Source organism: Mariprofundus ferrinatatus, from assembly GCF_002795825.1.
GTDB lineage: Bacteria > Pseudomonadota > Zetaproteobacteria > Mariprofundales > Mariprofundaceae > Mariprofundus > Mariprofundus ferrinatatus.
The window spans coordinates 2,032,140-2,049,933 of record NZ_CP018800.1 but is presented as its reverse complement, the minus strand read 5'-3'; the positions used below and the strand labels follow the sequence as shown (position 1 = coordinate 2,049,933).

16 protein-coding genes are annotated in these 17,794 nt (G+C 56.5%); 11 read left to right on the top strand and 5 right to left on the bottom strand.

Annotation, left to right across the window (positions count from 1 at the left end):
- Nucleotides 1–31 precede the first annotated feature (31 nt).
- Nucleotides 32–2,281 (top strand): heavy metal translocating P-type ATPase, encoded by a 2,250-nt coding sequence (locus Ga0123462_RS10055; RefSeq protein WP_198507337.1) that lies wholly within the window; start codon nt 32–34, stop codon nt 2,279–2,281.
- Here the strand turns inward: Ga0123462_RS10055 and Ga0123462_RS10050 are convergent.
- Together Ga0123462_RS10050 and Ga0123462_RS10045 are read right to left on the bottom strand one after the other, a co-directional pair.
- A complete protein-coding gene (locus Ga0123462_RS10050) occupies nt 2,244–3,413 on the bottom strand; it encodes an MFS transporter (protein ID WP_100266171.1) in 1,170 nt (389 codons plus the stop codon). The two genes, Ga0123462_RS10055 and Ga0123462_RS10050, sit on opposite strands and share 38 nt — an antisense overlap.
- Before the next feature lie 45 nt (nt 3,414–3,458).
- Entirely contained in the window at nt 3,459–3,854 is a 396-nt protein-coding gene (locus tag Ga0123462_RS10045; RefSeq protein ID WP_100266170.1) for a hypothetical protein, read from the bottom strand.
- A gap of 148 nt (nt 3,855–4,002) precedes the next feature.
- Between Ga0123462_RS10045 and Ga0123462_RS10040 the strand changes: the two genes are divergently transcribed.
- The 4 genes from Ga0123462_RS10040 to arsC all read left to right on the top strand — a co-directional run bounded on the left by Ga0123462_RS10040 (nt 4,003) and on the right by arsC (nt 8,921).
- The gene (locus Ga0123462_RS10040) at nt 4,003–4,602 is read left to right on the top strand and encodes a hypothetical protein (RefSeq protein WP_100266169.1); all 600 of its coding nucleotides are present in this window, start codon (nt 4,003–4,005) and stop codon (nt 4,600–4,602) included.
- A 72-nt stretch (nt 4,603–4,674) separates the two neighbouring features.
- Nucleotides 4,675–6,471, top strand: coding sequence for a chloride channel protein (locus Ga0123462_RS10035; RefSeq protein WP_100266168.1), 1,797 nt, complete (start codon nt 4,675–4,677; stop codon nt 6,469–6,471).
- Complete coding sequence (locus Ga0123462_RS10030; protein WP_100266589.1) at nt 6,464–8,566, top strand: ATP-dependent helicase; 2,103 nt, start codon at nt 6,464–6,466, stop codon at nt 8,564–8,566. The genes Ga0123462_RS10035 and Ga0123462_RS10030 overlap by 8 nt, the downstream gene beginning before the upstream one ends.
- A 10-nt stretch (nt 8,567–8,576) precedes the next feature.
- Nucleotides 8,577–8,921 (top strand): arsenate reductase (glutaredoxin), encoded by a 345-nt coding sequence (gene arsC, locus Ga0123462_RS10025; protein WP_100266167.1) that lies wholly within the window; start codon nt 8,577–8,579, stop codon nt 8,919–8,921.
- A gap of 80 nt (nt 8,922–9,001) precedes the next feature.
- On the opposite strand, the gene recQ is transcribed toward arsC, so the two are convergent.
- The gene (gene recQ / locus Ga0123462_RS10020) at nt 9,002–11,167 is read right to left on the bottom strand and encodes a DNA helicase RecQ (RefSeq protein ID WP_100266166.1); all 2,166 of its coding nucleotides are present in this window, start codon (nt 11,165–11,167) and stop codon (nt 9,002–9,004) included.
- Nucleotides 11,168–11,415: 248 nt separating this feature from the next.
- Here recQ and Ga0123462_RS10015 point away from each other — a divergent pair, with 248 nt between their 5' ends.
- The 6 genes from Ga0123462_RS10015 to Ga0123462_RS09990 all read left to right on the top strand — a co-directional run bounded on the left by Ga0123462_RS10015 (nt 11,416) and on the right by Ga0123462_RS09990 (nt 16,373).
- Complete coding sequence (locus Ga0123462_RS10015; RefSeq protein ID WP_232726443.1) at nt 11,416–12,204, top strand: uroporphyrinogen-III synthase; 789 nt, start codon at nt 11,416–11,418, stop codon at nt 12,202–12,204.
- 15 nt (nt 12,205–12,219) lie between these two features.
- The gene (gene hemB / locus Ga0123462_RS10010) at nt 12,220–13,209 is read left to right on the top strand and encodes a porphobilinogen synthase (RefSeq protein WP_100266165.1); all 990 of its coding nucleotides are present in this window, start codon (nt 12,220–12,222) and stop codon (nt 13,207–13,209) included.
- Between the two features lie 14 nt (nt 13,210–13,223).
- Nucleotides 13,224–14,243, top strand: coding sequence for a hypothetical protein (locus tag Ga0123462_RS10005; protein WP_100266164.1), 1,020 nt, complete (start codon nt 13,224–13,226; stop codon nt 14,241–14,243).
- A complete protein-coding gene (locus Ga0123462_RS10000) occupies nt 14,243–15,376 on the top strand; it encodes a heme biosynthesis protein HemY (protein ID WP_100266163.1) in 1,134 nt (377 codons plus the stop codon). Before Ga0123462_RS10005 ends, Ga0123462_RS10000 begins: the two co-directional genes overlap by 1 nt.
- A gap of 162 nt (nt 15,377–15,538) precedes the next feature.
- Nucleotides 15,539–15,943, top strand: coding sequence for a Rieske (2Fe-2S) protein (locus Ga0123462_RS09995; RefSeq protein ID WP_100266162.1), 405 nt, complete (start codon nt 15,539–15,541; stop codon nt 15,941–15,943).
- The gene (locus tag Ga0123462_RS09990; protein WP_100266161.1) at nt 15,936–16,373 is read left to right on the top strand and encodes a nucleoside deaminase; all 438 of its coding nucleotides are present in this window, start codon (nt 15,936–15,938) and stop codon (nt 16,371–16,373) included. The genes Ga0123462_RS09995 and Ga0123462_RS09990 overlap by 8 nt, the downstream gene beginning before the upstream one ends.
- Nucleotides 16,374–16,429: 56 nt before the next feature.
- Here Ga0123462_RS09990 and Ga0123462_RS09985 read toward each other — a convergent pair whose 3' ends face one another.
- Nucleotides 16,430–16,876 carry an SRPBCC family protein gene (locus Ga0123462_RS09985; protein WP_100266160.1) on the bottom strand — a complete coding sequence of 149 codons (447 nt, stop codon included), beginning with the start codon at nt 16,874–16,876 and terminating at the stop codon, nt 16,430–16,432.
- A 34-nt stretch (nt 16,877–16,910) separates the two neighbouring features.
- Nucleotides 16,911–17,732: a 2,3,4,5-tetrahydropyridine-2,6-dicarboxylate N-succinyltransferase gene (dapD, locus tag Ga0123462_RS09980; protein WP_100266159.1), complete on the bottom strand. Its 822-nt coding sequence runs from the start codon at nt 17,730–17,732 to the stop codon at nt 16,911–16,913.
- Between the last annotated feature and the right edge of the window lie 62 nt (nt 17,733–17,794).

Sequence of the window (17,794 nt, the reverse complement as noted above, 5' to 3'; positions counted from 1 at the left end):
CCTAACTTCTGATCCTGCTTAGCATGGCAAGATGCGTGATGCGAAAATCATTCGTTTAGCCATCGATGGCATGCACTGTGCCGGTTGCGTGGCCAAGGTGGAGGCTGCACTGAACAGCGTGGCCGGAGTGACGCATGCCAGCGTCAACCTTGCCCAGCGAACGGCACTGGTTGAGGGGACAGCACACGCATCCGATCTGATCGCGGCAGTAGAGGCGACCGGCCGCACTGCGAGCGAGATCAGAACGGCTGCAGATGAAACGGCACGTGAGGCGGCTGAACAGTTGCGTTTCAAGCAGCTGATCAGACAGTTCGTTGTTGCAGCAGCTGTCGGTGCACCACTGTTTGTGGCCGGCATGAGTGGCTGGCTGCCACAGCTTGCCAGCGAATCCTTCAATACATTCTGGTTTATCCTCGGGCTGCTCACGCTCGCTGTCATGCTCTATTCGGGTCGCCACTACTATATTGGCGCGGCAAGAGGTTTCCGGCGCCTGCAGTTCGACATGGATACCCTGATTGCCACGGGAACGGGAGCCGCCTGGCTCTATTCAATGATCATTTCACTCTGGCCGGCATCTGTTCCCGAGATGGGAAGGCACATCTATTTTGAGGCTGCGCTGATCATTATCGCACTGATTAATCTCGGTCAGGCGCTGGAGATGCGGGCGCGCGGCAAGACCTCGGAAGCGATCAGGCGACTGATCGGTCTGACCCCAAAAACAGCGCGCATCGTGCGTGATGGTGAAGAGATCGATGTTGCCATCGAAATGGTGCAAATCGGGGATATGCTGCGTGTACGACCCGGCGAAAGGATTTCAGTGGATGGTGTGGTTGCTGATGGGCACTCGCTTGTCGATGAATCGATGCTGACCGGTGAGCCGATGCCGGTGATGAAAGAAGCAGGAGATGAGGTGGTTGGCGGCACCATCAACGGGCACGGAAGTTTTCTGTTCCGGGCTACGCGTGTGGGTGCGGATACGGTACTGGCACAGATCGTGGCGATGGTGCAGCAGGCGCAGAGCTCCAAGCCGGGCATCGGCAGGGTCGTGGATCGGGTGGCGGCAGTGTTTGTGCCGACCGTACTGGTGATCGCAGCAATCACGTTCCTGATCTGGTTCTATGCGGGGCCCGAGCCGCAGATCAGCTATGCGCTGGTCACGGCCATGACTGTGCTCATTATCGCCTGCCCCTGTGCGCTGGGACTGGCAACGCCGATGTCGATCATGGTTGGTGTCGGCAAGGCGGCCGAACACGGGATTCTTATCAGGAATGGCGAGGCGCTGGAACAGGCCGGCAGGCTGACCACCATCGTTCTCGACAAAACGGGTACGCTGACCATCGGCAAACCGGTGGTTACCGACTGCATTGCCCTGCACGGCAGTCGCAAGGAGCTGCTCTACCTGGCTGCAAGCCTTGAATCCGGCAGCGAACATCCCCTGGCTGCAGCCATTCTCGCGGCCGCGGCAGAGGAGGGGGTTGAATCCGGCAATGTCGGCGGCTTTAAGGCGATTCCGGGCCTTGGAGTGGAAGGCGTTGTTGATGGCCGCAGGCTGTTACTGGGAAGCTTGCGGCTGATGGAGGAGCAGGGCATAGAGGCGGAGGTTGAGATCAGGCAGCAGCTTGCAGGGCTGGCGGAAAAAGCACGCACGCCGGTGCTGCTTGCAGAGAACGGAAAGCTACTGGGGCTGCTGGCTGTCGCCGACCCGGTTCGCAGCGACAGCAGGGAGGCGGTAAGGCGCCTGAAGGAAAAAGGGCTGCGCGTTGTGATGCTGACCGGCGATAGCCGTGAAACTGCCAACGCGATAGCCGAAGAGCTGGGTGTGGATGATGTCATCAGCGAGGTGATGCCCGCAGACAAGGATAGCAAAATTGCCGATCTGCAGCGGGGTGGAGAGGTTGTCGGCATGGTGGGTGATGGCATCAATGATGCGGCAGCGCTGGCGCGGGCCGATGTCGGATTTGCCATTGGGGCCGGCACGGATATCGCCATGGAGAGTGCCGATGTGACGCTGATGCGCTCCACGCCGCTCAGTGTGATTACTGCGATTGAGATATCGCGCGCCACCATGGCAAATATCCGCCAGAATCTGGTTGGAGCATTTATCTATAACATGCTTGGGATTCCGGTTGCAGCAGGTGTTCTGTTTCCATTCATGGGGTTGCTGCTCAATCCGATGATCGCCGGAGCCGCCATGGCGCTCTCCTCGTTTACCGTGGTGAGTAACGCCAACCGTCTGCGCCTGTTTACTCCCGAATCAGATCGCCCCCAGAGGAATCATTAAGCCCCATTTTCGGCAGCATCAGCGCCAGCGGAATGCCGGCCAGCGCCACTGCAGCGCAGATATAGAATGCCATCGCATAACCGAGGCTTCCGGCGATTACACCGCAACCCATAATCCCGATGGTGCTGCCCAGTCCGAAGCCGGCTGCTGAAAAGAGTCCCTGGGCTGCGGCATGGCGGCTGTCCGGAGCAATGCGCTTGACCCACGCGATGGCGGCGACATGAAAGGCGGCAAAGCTTGCTGCGTGTAGCAGCTGCAGTATCGCCAGCATCAGATAGTCCGTTGTAAGGCCAGTGCCCATCCAGCGTAGTGCGGCAAGCAGCAGGCAGACGGAAAAAATAAGGGCCGGGGCAAGCCGTTGCACTGTTCTGGACCAGCGCCACATCAGGATGATTTCGGCAACTACGCCGATCACCCAGTAGAGGCCGATCTGCCAGCCACTGAAGCCCGCATCGGCAAGGTAGAGGCTGAAGAAGCCATAATAGGCACCGTGTGAAATCTGCATAATGAAGGCAACCGACAGAAGCAGGTAAAAGGCACGGGAGAACGGGATTCTTGCATCTGCCTCGATCTCGATTCGTTCAACCTGCGGAAACCCCTGTGCGGCAAAGGCCAGCACGATCATCAGTCCGGCGAGCAGGAAGGGGAAAGTGGTGATGTTTTCACCAGCCAGCCAGGCACCGCCAGCCAGCGAGGTGATCACGAAGCCGACGGAGCCCCAGGCACGCAGACGCCCGTAATCGGCCCGCTCAGACTCTGAAACCGATACAGAGAGGCCATCGGTAAGCGGTAGTACTGCGGCCCAGAAGATGCCGAACAGCAGCACGATCGCAGCAAGCAGGTAGAGGTTGAGAGCGAAGGCGATGAGGAGTGCGGCAAAGGCGGCCATCCATGAAGCCAGAACAATAAACTGCTGCGCCTGCTCCTGCGGACGCCGGTCCAGCAGGTGGCCGATCCAGGGTGGCGCCACCACCTTGGCCAGAGCAAGCAGGCCGGTCATAAAGCCGATCATCACGGCATCGAGACCGCGTCCGTCGAGATAGATCGGAAAGAAAGGTAGCACCAGCCCCATGGCGGCAAAATAGGCCGCATAGAAGATGCGGATTCGATTCAGGGATGATTCGGTAACCATCAGCGCCGCCGTTCAGGCCAGGGTTGGCCGTGAAAAGGTGCGGCCTTAAACACCCTCAACCGTAAACAGGAATGCCAGCACGGCAAATTTGGCGTAGATCACAGAGATGAAGATCGCTGTCAGAGAGGTGATAAGGATGGTGTTGGCCTTTTTCTTGGCAAAAAAGATTTTAGGAAGCAGTGAAAGTCCGGCAAAGAAGCCGGCCACGCCGAACACGGTATTAAGCTCGGCATCACTCACCTCAAGCTCCAGCATGGCATGGTTCAGGTCATCGAATACGGAGCCGACCAGCAGCACGAATACGGCCCAGTTGAAGTAGAGGGCGAGATACTCGATCGGATGGCACCGGAGGTCGAACTTTCTGCCAATAAGAATAAGCGGCAGGGCAACGAGATTTGCAGCAATGGCATAAGCGATAAGTGAATGAAGGTAGGCGTCCATGTGCGAAGCCTATCGCAGGAGAAAATAAAATCACCGCCGGAACTGTATCGGCCTGCTGCTTGCGCATCCGTGCCGGCTCGGCCACATTTCAAGTCCATGAGCGCAGATGAAACAATCCCAGCAGTGTGCCGGTTGAGTGGAGCCAGGTATGGATGAGTGGTTCAATATCGTAGTTCGCCAGCTCATTCTCTACACTCTTCCGCTGCTTGTTTCCCTGACGATGGTTGTCCTGGCCGAGGCGAGGCTCTCCGGCATCAAGTCACCCCATCCATTCTTCGCCATCTCCTGGAAAGGCAGCTGGATTCCACTGCTGGTAGCTATCTTCCTGCATCGCGGTGTTATCGTTGCGCTTCCCCGGCCGCTGGCGAAGGGGATAAGGCCTGCAGTCGTCCGCCTGCTTGCGCATGGTGCGCTCTGTTTGGTCGGTTTTATCCTTTACACATGGAGTCTTTCACATCAGCCCCCAACAGGTCTTCCACCGCTGCACCACTGGTGGGCGAAGGTGTTGATGTTTTTCAATCTCTGTATGGTTGTACTGCATCTGTTGCCGCTGCCGCTACTATTGATGGGGGAGCTGGCGGAAAAACTCCCCTGGCTGCGCGGGTTGCCAAAAGGGGAGTCGCTGCCATGGATTGTTCTGGCGCTACTGGTCGCCACACCGCTGATTGATATTTCGCTTGGCTCGATGCTCATCTATCCGATCTATGAGTCGCTGAGCAGCATGGCGGTTCAACTCTCCCGCGGATAAACGCATGCTATCGGGCGGGCTGCTGTTTCTGTTACTGTTGGGGCAATCAGACGGCAAAGGTAATGGAAACGCATGGCTTTGAAGGATAAATTGGATATCAGGGACTTCCTGGCACGCGGCCTGCTGCGTGAAAAGGAGACGCTTTTCCTTGTCCTGCTGGCTGTGGTGGTGGGTGTTGTTTCCGGTTACGCCTCGCTGCTACTCCGCTTTGCCATTGAGTGGGTCAGCCTGTTCTGGACGGGCGAGCGCACCTGGACAGAGGCGGCGCACTCGCTCCCGTGGTATATCTATCTGGTTGCCCCGACCGTTGGCGGCCTGCTGGTAGGCTGGATTACCGTGCGTTATCTGCCGGGCGGCGAACTGCGCGGCGTATCGGGAGTGCTGGCCGACATGGTGGAGCATAAGGCGCGCGTACACCGCCACCAGATGGCCACCGAAACCTTCGGTTCAGCCATTGCTATCGGCAGCGGCGCAAGTCTCGGCCGAGAGGGGCCGACGGTAGCGCTGGGTGCTCTGATCTCCTCCGAAATCGGTCAGCGCGCGGGGCTCTCCGAACAGCAGTTGCGTATCCTGATCGGCTGCGGTGTGGCGGCAGCCATTGCGGCCTCATTCAACACGCCGATTGCCGGTGTTCTGTTCGCTCTTGAGGTGATTCTCGCTGACTATGCCATCGCCACATTCAGCCCGATCGTTATCGCATCGGTTCTGGCTACGGCGATCGCCCGCTCCGAGGTGGGCAATTTCCCGGCCTTTACCGTGCCGGAGTATCATCTGATCAGTGTATGGGAGATTCCTGCCTATATGATCATGGGGGTACTTTGCGGCATAGTGGCAAGCGGTTTTATCAAGTCGATGGCACCAACCCGCGCCTGGTTGGCCAGAGTTGTGCCGAACCGCCGGCTAAGGCCTGCTGCGGTTGGTTTTAGCATCGGCCTGATAGGGTTGGCCATTCCGCAGGTGATGTCGATCGGTTACGGCTTTGTGGAAGATATGATGCTGGAGCGTATCCATCCCGAGTTGCTTGGCGTTGCGCTGCCACTCACCCTGTTTCTGGCAATTGTCCTGATCGGCAAGATGGTGGCCGTAGTACTGAGTTCAGCCGGCGGTTTTCCGGGGGGGCTGTTCGGCCCGGCGCTGTTTCTGGGGGCCACGGTTGGTGCCCTCTTCGGCGATATCGCCCACAGCCTTTCACCATCCTATTCGGAGAGCTACGGAGCCTATGCGCTGGTGGCATGCGGCGCCCTGACTGCAGCCGCCCTGCAGGCACCGTTGACGGTAATGCTGATCGTTTTCGAAATGACTGCCGACTACCATATTATGCTGCCTCTGATGATCGCCTGCAGTGTTGCCACCATGGTGACCCGCTCCTTCGGCCGTGCATCGGTTTTTACCGAGGCACTGGAGGAGCGCGGCATCGAAACACACTGGGGTCGGGAGCAGTCATGGATGCGATCGGTGCCGGTTACCCAGATTCCATGGCGCGCAATTCCGCGTGTTTCCGAATATGCCAAGCTTGAGGAGCTCAAGCAGGTCTATACCGGCTCCGGCAAGGGGTGTGTTCAGGTGGTGGATGACGAGGGCGACATGATCGGTATCGTTACCTTCAGCGATCTGCAGCAGTGGCTGATCGATCCTGCGCTGGATCAGGTGGTGGTTGCCAGCGAGGTGGCCAATCGCAATGTACTAACGATTTCCGAATCGGGCAGCCTGCTTGATGCTGTGCATATCCTTGATCGCGAGGAGTTTGAGCAGATGCCGGTTGTCGCTGATGATAATCCGCGCAAAGTGCTGGGTATCCTTTCGAGGAATGCGATCTTTTCCACCTACCACAAGCTGATTGTCAAACATGGCGAGGGTGATCGTGAGTGAACTCAATACAGCACAGCAGCAGGCGGTGGAGGCGGGTGATGGACCGCAGCTGATTCTGGCAGGGGCTGGCTCCGGCAAGACCCGCACCATCGTGCATCGCATCGGGCACCTGATTGCCAGCCGTGGCATTGCGCCGCACAGGATTCTTGCCGTGACGTTCACCAACAAGGCGGCTGCGGAGCTCAAATCGCGTCTATCCATGCTGATCGGAGATGACGGCGGCGGTGTCGTGTCGGGAACCTTTCATGCCCTCTCGCTCAGATTCCTGCGCCGCTATGCCGATGCGCTGGGTTTTCCGCGTTCATTCCAGGTTATCGATGCCGATGACCAGAAGGCACTGATCAAGCGGCTTTTGAAAGCCCGTAATATTGCAACTGATCGATTGCATCCGAACTATCTGCTTGGCTGGATTGAGCACTGCAAGCATGCGGGCCTGACACCCGCCCAGGCACCTGAAAATGGCTGGAACGGCATCGATATGCGCGAACTGTACGGGGAGTATCAGGCGCATCTGAAACAGCACGAGCGCATGGATTTCTCCGACCTGATTCTCAATGTTGTGCTGCTGATGCGCGACTTTCCAGACATTGCCGAAGCGCTCAGGTGCCGCTTCGATTTTGTGCTGGTCGACGAGTATCAGGATACCAATCCGATCCAGCATGAGTGGCTGATGCAGCTCTGCAGCAGTCATCGCAACCTCACCGTAGTGGGCGATGACGACCAGAGTATCTATGGCTGGCGCGGCGCGGATGTATCACACATTCTCGATTTCGAACGCCACTGGCACGGTTCGGAAATTCACCGCCTTGAGAAGAATTACCGTTCCAGCGAAGCCATTCTTGAGCTGGCCAATGCTGTGATTCGTGAAAATGCCGATCGTCATGAGAAGGTGCTGAAGGCGACGCGAGAGCGCGGTGAAACACCGCGCTGGATCGTCTGCAACGATGATTACGACGAGGCGCGCCGTATTGCCGCACAGTTAACGCGCTGGCGGGAGGGCGGCTATCCATGGAGCGAGATGGCGATTCTGTTCCGTTCCAATCGCCAGTCGCTGGTGCTGGAGCAGGTGTTGCGCGAATCACAGGTTCCCTACCGCATGATCGGCGGTGTCGGATTCTTTGAGCGCATGGAGATCAAGGATGCCCTGGCCTACTGGTCGCTGCTCAACGGTTGCGGGGATGCATTGCAGCTGCTGCGTATCTGCAATCGTCCGAAGCGTGGACTTGGCGCCAAGGGGCAGGAGCAGTTGATGGCACAGCTGGCCGCATCGGGCATGCGGGCCGGCGATTGGTTGCAGCTTATTGCCTCGGCAGGTGCGGAGGGGGCGGCCAAGAAGATGGTGCCGATAGCCGCAGTGATGCAGAGCCTGCAGGGGAGTCTTGATCAGTTGCCCGATCGTGGTCTGATGATGTTGCTGGATGAGAGCGGGTATCTGAAAAGCATTGAGGCGCTGGGAGAGATTGAATCGGCATCGCGCCTGGAGAATATCAGAACCCTGCAGGAGTATATCGAGATGTCGATCTCCGAAGGCCTGACGCCCGTGGAGTTCATGGATCGGGCGGCACTGCTGCAGAGCAGCGAGGAGATGCAACAGGGCGAGGATGATGAACCTGAAGCGGTATCGATGATGAGCCTGCACCGTGCCAAAGGACTGGAGTTCGACTGTGTGGTGCTGCCCGGTGTCGAGGAGGGGCAGCTGCCCCATCAGCGGTCGCTCGATGAGGGTGAGAGTGGCATAAGCGAAGAGCGCCGGCTTCTTTATGTCGGTATCACCCGTGCCCGCAGGCACCTGCTGCTGAGCTCTGCGCGCCTTCGACGCCTGTTCGGAGAGTCGCACTATCCGCTGCCCAGCCGTTTTATCAAAAGCCTTTCCCCCGACACTCTTTCTCAGGAGGGCGTGGCTGCACCATCGACGGCGACTGATTCAGCCTCCGGCGGAATCACGATCGGCAGTAGCGTGACACACCCGAGTTTTGGTGATGGTGTTATCCTGTCGCTTGAGGGAAGCGGCGATGCAACACGCGTGACGGTTCAGTTCAGGCGCGCCGGAATCAAGCGGTTGATGCTGAAATACGCAGCTTTGCAGATGATGTAAGGAGAGAACTATGAGTGTGAAGGTTTACCACAATCCGCGTTGCAGCAAATCTCGGCAGACCCTTGCCCTGATCCGGGAGAGGGGGGTTGAGCCGGAGATAATCGAATATCTCAATACGCCTCCGACCGAGGCCGAACTGGACCGTATCCTGAATATGCTCGGTATGGAGCCTGCCGGACTGATGCGCAAGACAGAGGCCGAATATAAGGAGCATTTCAAGGCAGCGGATCTAAACCGCAGCGATGCGATTGCATTGATGGTGAAGTATCCGAAGGTGATTGAGCGCCCGATCGTGGTTAACGGTGACAGGGCCGCCATCGGCAGGCCGCCTGAGTCTGTGCTGGAGATACTCTGATTCATAAGTGATAAAAAAAGCCCGGGATCTCCCGGGCTTTTTGTTATCTCCTGATTGCTCCCCGCATCTGGGGTGCAGGATCAGGCTACGCCGATCGCTTCACGCCATGCCAGGACCAACCGGAACTCATCGTTGTCGAGATCAACGGAGAGATCACGCTTGATTTCGCTCAATGATGCATAGGGGTCGGCATCATCCAGTTCAGCCATGATTGTATCGAATGTTTTGCCGATAAAGGCGGGCACATCGATATACTGGCCGGCACGAATGATCGCGACATAGTGCTTGAGTACGGTCTCAAGACTTACCCCCTGCTGGGCGGCGATCTCGTCGATCGTCATCCCCTTGCGGTGGAGAGACAGGGTATAGCTCTGGGTCTCATTCAGGCCGGGTCCCTTGGCAATCAGCTTGGGAATCTCCTTGCCTCCGCTGCTCTCGGTCTGGTCGCTTGATTTTTCAGCATGCTCCTTAATCAGTTCAATGAAGGCTTTGCCGTATGCTTCTAGCTTGTGCTGGCCAACACCACTGATGGTACGCATGGCATCATCACTGGTCGGTTTGCGCTGCGAGAGTTCGGTCAGGGTAACATCACTGAACACCACGTGTGGCGGCAGATCCTCTTTTTCGGCAATGCTCTCCCTGAGCTTCACCAGCTTCTTGAACAGTGGCTCATCACGCGGCGTACCAAGGCGCTTGAACTGGCGTTTGATGCCGGGCTGGTACTTGGCGAGAATAATCGGGTCACCAATTCCGATATGTTCAGCCTTTTTGGTGGCCAGCATGGCTGCACGTTTGGAGACGTCCTGAATAAAGTAACCGTGATGAACAAGCTGGCGAAGAATGGAGGTCCACTCGTCGGCATTAAGGTCGGCGCCAGCACCATGGCTCTTGAGTTTATCATGCTTGTTTTCCCGAATACGGGCATTGGTTGAGCCGCGCAGAACATCGACAATATAACCCATGCCGTAGTGCCCCTTGACTTCGCGCACACACTGCAGGGCAGCCTGGGCAAACTCTGTGGCATCGTACGTAGCCGGAGGATCAAGGCAGATATCGCAGTTGCCGCAGGGCTCATCGAGTGCTTCCCCGAAGTAACCGAGCAGGACACGGCGGCGGCAGGTGAGTGCCTCGGAGAATGCGACCATACTGTTGAGCTTGTGCACCTCAACACGGCGCTGGTCGATATTCTCGACATTCTCAATCAGGCGGCGAACCAGATTCACATCGCCGGAGCCGTAGAGCATCAACGCCTCCGACTCCAGGCCATCACGCCCGGCTCGCCCGGTTTCCTGATAGTAGGATTCGATGCTCTTGGGAAGATCATGATGAATCACAAAACGGACATTGGGTTTATCCACGCCCATGCCGAATGCGATGGTTGCTACGATAACCTTGATGCGGTCACGCAGAAAATCATCCTGCACCTTTTCGCGCGAGCGGCCCGGAATGCCGGCATGGTAGGCGGCGGCACTGATACCGTGACGCTGCAGGTTTACAGCCAGATCCTCCACCCGTTTGCGTGACAGGCAGTAGATGACGCCTGATGCATTGGGCCACCCCTCCAGAAACTGCAGAATCTGGGTCAGGGGCTGCCGCTTTTCGGCGACCAGGTAGCGGATATTCGGGCGGTCGAAGCTGGCGACGAAGCGCTTTGCCTTTTCCAGCTTCAGGCGCTCGCTGATATCTTCACGTGTATGTTCATCAGCCGTGGCGGTCAGGGCCAGCATCGGCACATCGGGGAAGAGTTCACGCAACTCTCCCAGGCGCACATATTCCGGACGGAAGTCATGACCCCACTGGGACACGCAGTGGGCCTCATCGACGGCGAACATGGCAATATCCACCTTTTCAATCTTCTGCAGAAAACTTTTCGAGAGCAGGCGCTCAGGGGCCACATAGATCAGATCCAGGTTGCCTGACTCAAAACGCTCCAGTACATCTTTGGCATCAGCTGCCTTCAGAGATGAGTTGTAGTAAGCCGCCTTCACGCCGCAGGCTGTAAGTGCATCCACCTGATCCTTCATCAGAGAGATTAGCGGTGATACTACTATGCCGGTTCCCGGGCGCATTATGGCCGGAATCTGGTAGCAGATCGATTTGCCGCCACCAGTCGGCATCAGGACAAATGCATCCTTGCCATCCAGAAGGTTACAGATGATATCCTCCTGCATGGGGCGGAACTCATCGTAACCGAAAATATCTTTGAGAACTTTTCTTGCCTGTTCTTTTGCTTTTTTTGTTGCCATCTTCTTCCTCTTACAATCCCGGGTTTCCGGGTTGTATATTCTATTGCCGGAACTGACGTTCCTGATCACTTAATAGTGAAAATAGGTGAATTTCAGAACCCATCCATGGGTGCAATGTCTATTGCATCCGGCTTCCTATAATTATTTCATCACGATACTGGAATCTTGGCAAGCATTTTGAATCAAATTACCTTGAAGCAAGCCTTGGCAGCACTGCTTCAGGATGGCGGTGACATCAATCTTATTGCATGATTAGAGCCATGAAACTTTCTCCGCTAACTGGTAAGCGCATCCTGTTGACGCGTGCAGAACACCAGCTCACCGAGGTTGACCGGATGCTGCGTGATCGGGGAGCCGTTCCCATTCATTTCCCGTGTCTGGCGCTTGAGCCGCTGCCGCATGAGATCGACCAGGCCCTGCCGCTGCTTGAGAAGTGCAGCGATGTGCTATTTACCAGCAGCAACGGCGTGCTGGCCCTGCAACGTTTCTGCCATGATAGAAATCGTGATCCGGCACTCCTTCTTGCAGGTAAACGCATTGCAGCTGTCGGTGATAGCACTGCAGAAACACTCAGGGCCCTCGCTATCAATGTGCAGATCATTCCGAACACAGCTTCCCAGCATGGGCTTATTGAAGCCTATGCAGTGCACGGCATGCCGGAGCGCCTGCTTTTCTATCGGGCGGAAGAGGGTAGCGATGTTTTGGCCGCCAACCTGAGGAAGCAGGGGGTCGAGGTTGATACGGTGAAGGCCTACAGGACGATTTGCCCCCAAGGGAGCGCTGTGGAAATTGTCAGCATGATTGCCGCAGGGGAGATTGATGCGGTGCTGTTAGGAAGTGCGAAAACTGCCCGCCACTACCTGCAGCGCATCGGCTCCGGGCGAGTGGCGAATGCCCCCGTTGTGGCAGTAATTAGTCCTGCGATGGCCGATGAGGCGGAGCGCTCCGGCCTTCACGTGCAGGTTGTGGCAAAAACCGCTAGTTTTGAGGCCATGCTTGATGCATTGGCCGACTATTTCGATGCCAATCCTTCCTGAAAGAGGAGTTTATATATGTCACTGCCCGACCTGATTGTCCGTCCGCGGCGCCTGCGCAGAACCGCTACGATCCGTAAGATGGTGCGAGAGACGACACTATCCGCATCCGATTTTATCTATCCGGTTTTTGTCGATGAGACAATTGATGCGCCGCTTGAGGTGGCAAGTATGCCGGGCGTATCCCGTATTCCGCTCTCCATGGTTGGCGAGGTGACCCGGCAGGTCTCGGAACTGGGCATTCCGGGCATTATCCTGTTCGGAATTCCTGCCGAAAAGGATGCGGTTGGTTCCGGCGGCTGGGATGATCAGGGTATTGTGCAGCAGGCAATCCGGGCAGCCAAAGCGGCCAGTCCCGATACCTGTGTGATTGCCGATACCTGCTTCTGTGAATATACCGACCATGGCCACTGCGGTGTGCTGCACGGCGAGGATGTCGATAACGACGAGACGCTGGCTAACCTGCAGAAAGAGGCTATCTCTTATGCCAGGGCGGGAGTCGATATCGTCGCCCCCTCGGGCATGATGGATGGCATGATTGCCGCAATTCGTGGTGCTCTTGATGAAGCCGGATTCAAAAACATCCCGATCATCTCCTATGCCGTGAAATATGCCTCCGGTTATTTCGGCCCATTCCGGGATGCCGCAGACTCCACTCCGAGCTTCGGAGACCGGGCCAGCTATCAGATGGATCCGGCAAATCGACGCGAGGCGCTGAAAGAGGCGTGGCTTGATGTCGAAGAGGGCGCCGATATGTTGATGGTCAAACCGGCGCTTGCCTACATGGATATTATCCGAGAGGTCAAAGATGCGACCAATTTGCCGATGGCGGTTTATAACGTATCCGGTGAGTACGCGATGGTAAAAGCTGCCGCCGAAAAAGGGTGGATCGATGAGAAGCGCGTAGTGCTGGAGACGATGCTAAGCTTTAAACGTGCAGGTGCTGACCTGATTCTATCCTATCATGCTCTGGACGTGGCGCGCTGGTTGCAGGAAGATAAGGGATAACGGGGATTAAGCGTATGTCTGACAACAGGGATGAGAAAAAGGATGAAGTCGACAAGGCGAGTTCTGCCTCCGCAGTCCACCCCTTAGAGGAGAACAGCAAGCCAGCAAGCACGCTCTCCAGGGTGTTTGGTTTTCTGCTGCTGGTCATTGTCATTATTGCTGGCGGGCTTGCTGCCAACGGGCAGCTGATGCCGATGATCGACTCGATCAAGGCCAGCCTCGAATCTCAGCAGGCAACAGAAACCGAGGGGATGCCCGCAGAGCCAGAGGTCGCCGAGATCAAGCCGGAACCGGTTTCCCGGCCTGTTGCGCCAGAGCCAGAGCCGGTCGTTCCTGATGTGAGCAGCACTGTTGCTGCATCTCGTGAGGCTGAAGCGCTGCTCTCCACCATCGAGCAGTTGCGTGCCGAGCTCCAGAACATGGAAGCGTCACAAAAGTCACTGCAGCGTGGTTTGCGTGAGCAGCAGCGTATGAATCTGCAGGTTCGATTGCGCTGGATCACCGATCCGGCCAGCAGGGCACCGCAGATACAGTTGGCGTGGGAAGAGATTTCGCTGCTGCCGGGACTTAGCAGTGCTGAACGTAGCAGGGCGGAAGAGATGCACACGCTGGCACGGGCCAATGTTCAGAAGTTGAACGCATGGCAGGCAGCCCTGCTTAAGTGGATAGATGCCCTGGAAACTCCGACGCATCAGGATGTCATGCCGAAGCCCGAACATCCATGGCTTGCATGGATTGTGGGGCAGTTTCATCTTCGGCAGGCACCGACTGTGGAGTCCCGGCGCCTAGGTTCGCTGCGTGACCGACTGCAGCATGTTTCCCGCTCGTTGACGCTGGAGCAGTGGCCGGCTGACGGTGAATGGCAGAGTCTGCATGCCGAGCTGTTGTTGCAGGCCAAGGCCATGCATCCGGAAACCGCCGAATCCGCGATCGATCTCGGCCTTCCGGAGAACTTCACGGCGATTCAGGAAGATATGAATACATTGCGTGATGCTGCCCGGCAGTGGGCACAAAGCGCCCAGGGAGCGTTCTGATGCGACTTGTTTTCCTGCTTGTCATTGCACTGGCTACAGCTACGGCCTTGATTGCATTCCCCGACATTGCCGATCAGCACCTGCGACTGGAGGCTTTCGGCTGGATATTCGAAACCCGTCAGGGTTCATTCCTAATTGCGCTGTTTGTGCTGCTGCTACTGCTCTGGTTGTTGCGTTCACTGTTGCAGGCGATCTTTTCAGGCCCGGGCACAGTTTGGCGCTCGGCCCGCATGGGAAGCCGTAAACGCAGGGAGAAGAAGCTGCGTGAAGGCCTGGCCCAATGGCTTGATAATCGCGGCGACTTCGGCACCAAAGCCCTGAAGCGTGCCAAAGGAGTATTGCCTGACTGGGTGATGGAGATGCTGCAGGTTCTCAGTGTTCCTCCCAAGGATCAGAAGGTGTTAAGTGACCATGAAGATCCGCTGGTTACGGTGCTGGCCGCCCGCATTGCCACCGATCCTTCAGCCCACCCGAAACCTGATCTTACGACACGCAAGGCGCATATCGATACATGGCTGCACCTGCATCCGGGGGCGCCGCTTGCCATCAGCCGTAAAGCGGACACCGCCGAAGAGGAGGGCGACTGGAAGGGGTTGGTGGCACTGCTTGAGGAGGAGTGGAAGCAGGGACACCGGTCAGCGCACTCAGTGAAACCCCGTCTCGCCAACGCATATATCCGGCTTTCCGAAAGCGATACTGGGCATGCTATGGCTCACCTGAGGAAGGCATACCGGTTGCTGCCCCACAATCATGATGTGCTGCTTGCGTATGGACTTGGTTTGATTGTCTCAGGAGAAACACCGACGGCTGTCCGGCTCTGGTTATCACATCTGGAGAAACATGACTCACTCGATATTGCTTCGGCCCTGCTTGATACCCAGCGCGCTGACCCGTTGCGTGCATACCGTAAACTTGATGAGAGAAAGGAGAGCGAGCTCAATGATGCCGAACGCTGGCTGAAGGCGGAACTGGCGCATGCAGCCAAGCTGGCGGGGCTGGCATTTGAACAGATGCAGGCGCTTGCCGAGAGGACAAACAGCGCTGATGCCTGGCAGAGCCTTGGCAACTGGTATGCCGGCGCAGGGGACTTCCAGCACGCCAGTGAGGCTTACCAGAGAGCGCTGGAAGGCTGACACTTCTGACTTTGACCAATCGCACTTTCGGGTCTAAAATAGTAGTGAAAGAAGATAACACCTCACTTGGAGGTGTTGGCGGTCACCGACGGGTGGCCGCCTATTTTTTTGCCCATCTGTTAAGTGGTTCGAAGATGTGCTGTTGGGTGACCGGAGTCGGGTTTGAGTAAACAGCAAGATTGGCAGTTTGTGAACAAACCGGCAGAGGGTGAGGCCGTCTGCTTTGATCTTAAGGCAACAATTCATCTTTCCGACGGCAGTGATGTCGATATCAGCGAGCAGGGGTTCCTGATCTGTTTTCAAGGACAATACCGGGCATGGAGAAATCACTGTCCGCACGCCGGGGCTCCGCTGGACTGGGAGCCCGGCCGCTTCTTTTCGGATGATGGGGGGCAACTGCTCTGCCATGTCCATTTTGCCCATTTTGATCCGCTAAGTGGTGAGTGCCTTTCCGGCCCATGTTCACGAGGGCTCTACCCGCTCGAATTTCGCGAGATGGAGACGGTGATTCAGGTTCCCTCGATGATTTCGAATCCAGAGAGTGGAGAGGAGAAGTGCCATGGATGAATTTTTAGCGGCTGCAATCGAAGAGGCAAAGATAGGGTTAAGCGAGGGCGGGATTCCCATCGGTTCTGTCCTTGTGATTGATGGTCATGTCGTTGGTCGTGGCCATAACCGTCGGGTTCAGAGTGGCAGCCCGGTGTTGCACGCTGAGATGGACTGCCTCGAGCATGCAGGGCGCATTAAAGCCGCCGATTATCGAAGGGCAATCCTTTATTCAACCCTCTCTCCCTGTGATATGTGCAGCGGCGCTGTGCTGCTCTATGGGATTGGCAAGGTTGTGGTTGGCGAGAACCGTACGTTCAAAGGGCCCGAGGCGTACCTCCGCTCACGTGGCGTGGATATACAGGTGGTCGATGATCCGGTGTGCAGGCAGTTGATGGAGAGTTTTATCCGGCATAACCCGGAACTCTGGAATGAGGATATCGGCGAGTAGTTCCATAACAAAAAGGCCCCATTGAGGGGCCTTTGATGTTTCTGTTAAGCCTGCAACTAGACTTCTGACTCAAGGAGCTCCTTGAGATTGGCGAAATCCATCTCCAGCTCCCGTTTGGCGATATGAGCTACCACAGGGGAGGCCACCTTGAAGAACCTGCCCACATCAATGCTCAGTGTCCGGTGTACCCGTGTAGAGGGACCATTTGCAGAGAACTGCATAGAGGTTTCCATAGGGAATGGCCCCGTCATGGTTTTCGCCGACCAGAAGCTGCCATCCGTATTGCGGTCGGTAACTTCCCAATCCTGTTCAATAACACGGCCGAGAAACTTCTCCTTGACGCGATAGACTGTGCCGATTGCAGGCGTGCCATCACTCAGCTTTTCCGACTGCAGTACTGATGTCTGCCACATCGGATCATTCCTGCAGTTATCGACAAAGGCGATAACATCGGTGACTGGCCGGTTGATCTCGATACTTACTTCCAGCTTGCTCAATGGCATGGCCAACTCCTATATAACTGCAGCAGCAATCTAGTCAGTCGCGAAGCAGTTCCGTAATTCCTGTTTTCGAACGTGTCTGCTCGTCCACCTTTTTCACGATCACTGCACAGTAGAGGCTAGGACCGCCGGATTTGCCCGGCATGGAGCCGGATACCACAACCGAATAGGGTGGAACTTCGCCGTAATAGGTCTCTCCGGTTTCTCGATCATAAATGCGGGTGGACTTGCCGATGTATACGCCCATCGAGAGAACGGAGCCCTCACGAACAATGCAGCCTTCAACAACTTCTGAACGGGCGCCGATAAAGCAATTGTCTTCAATGATGGTGGGTGTGGCCTGAAGTGGCTCAAGCACGCCGCCGATACCGACACCGCCAGAGAGATGTACATTTTTACCGATCTGGGCACATGAGCCGACGGTAGCCCAGGTGTCTACCATGGTGCCTTCATCAACATAGGCGCCGATATTCACATAGGACGGCATCAGAACGGTTTTAGGAGCGATATAGGCACCTTTGCGCACTGTGGCGGGCGGTACGACACGCATGCCGCCCTTGCGGAACATATCTTCACCCCAGTTGGCGAACTTCTGAGGGACCTTGTCGTAGTAGTTGGTGCCACCACCGCTGATCACCGCATTATCGTGCATCTTGAAGTAGAGCAGTACCGCTTTCTTCAGCCACTCCTGCGTGACCCAGTTGCCCTCTGCATCTTTTTCCGCAACGCGGACACCGCCATCATCCAGCAGTTGAATGGAGTGCTCAACGGCCTCGCGGACTTCACATGAGGCCGAGCGCATATCCCATTCGGTTCTGGTATCCCAAGCGCCTTCAATGACTTTTTGTAAATGGTTCACGGACAACTCCTGTTATTAAACATATAAATTTGATGAGAATCGAGTATATCGTTTCACCAGCT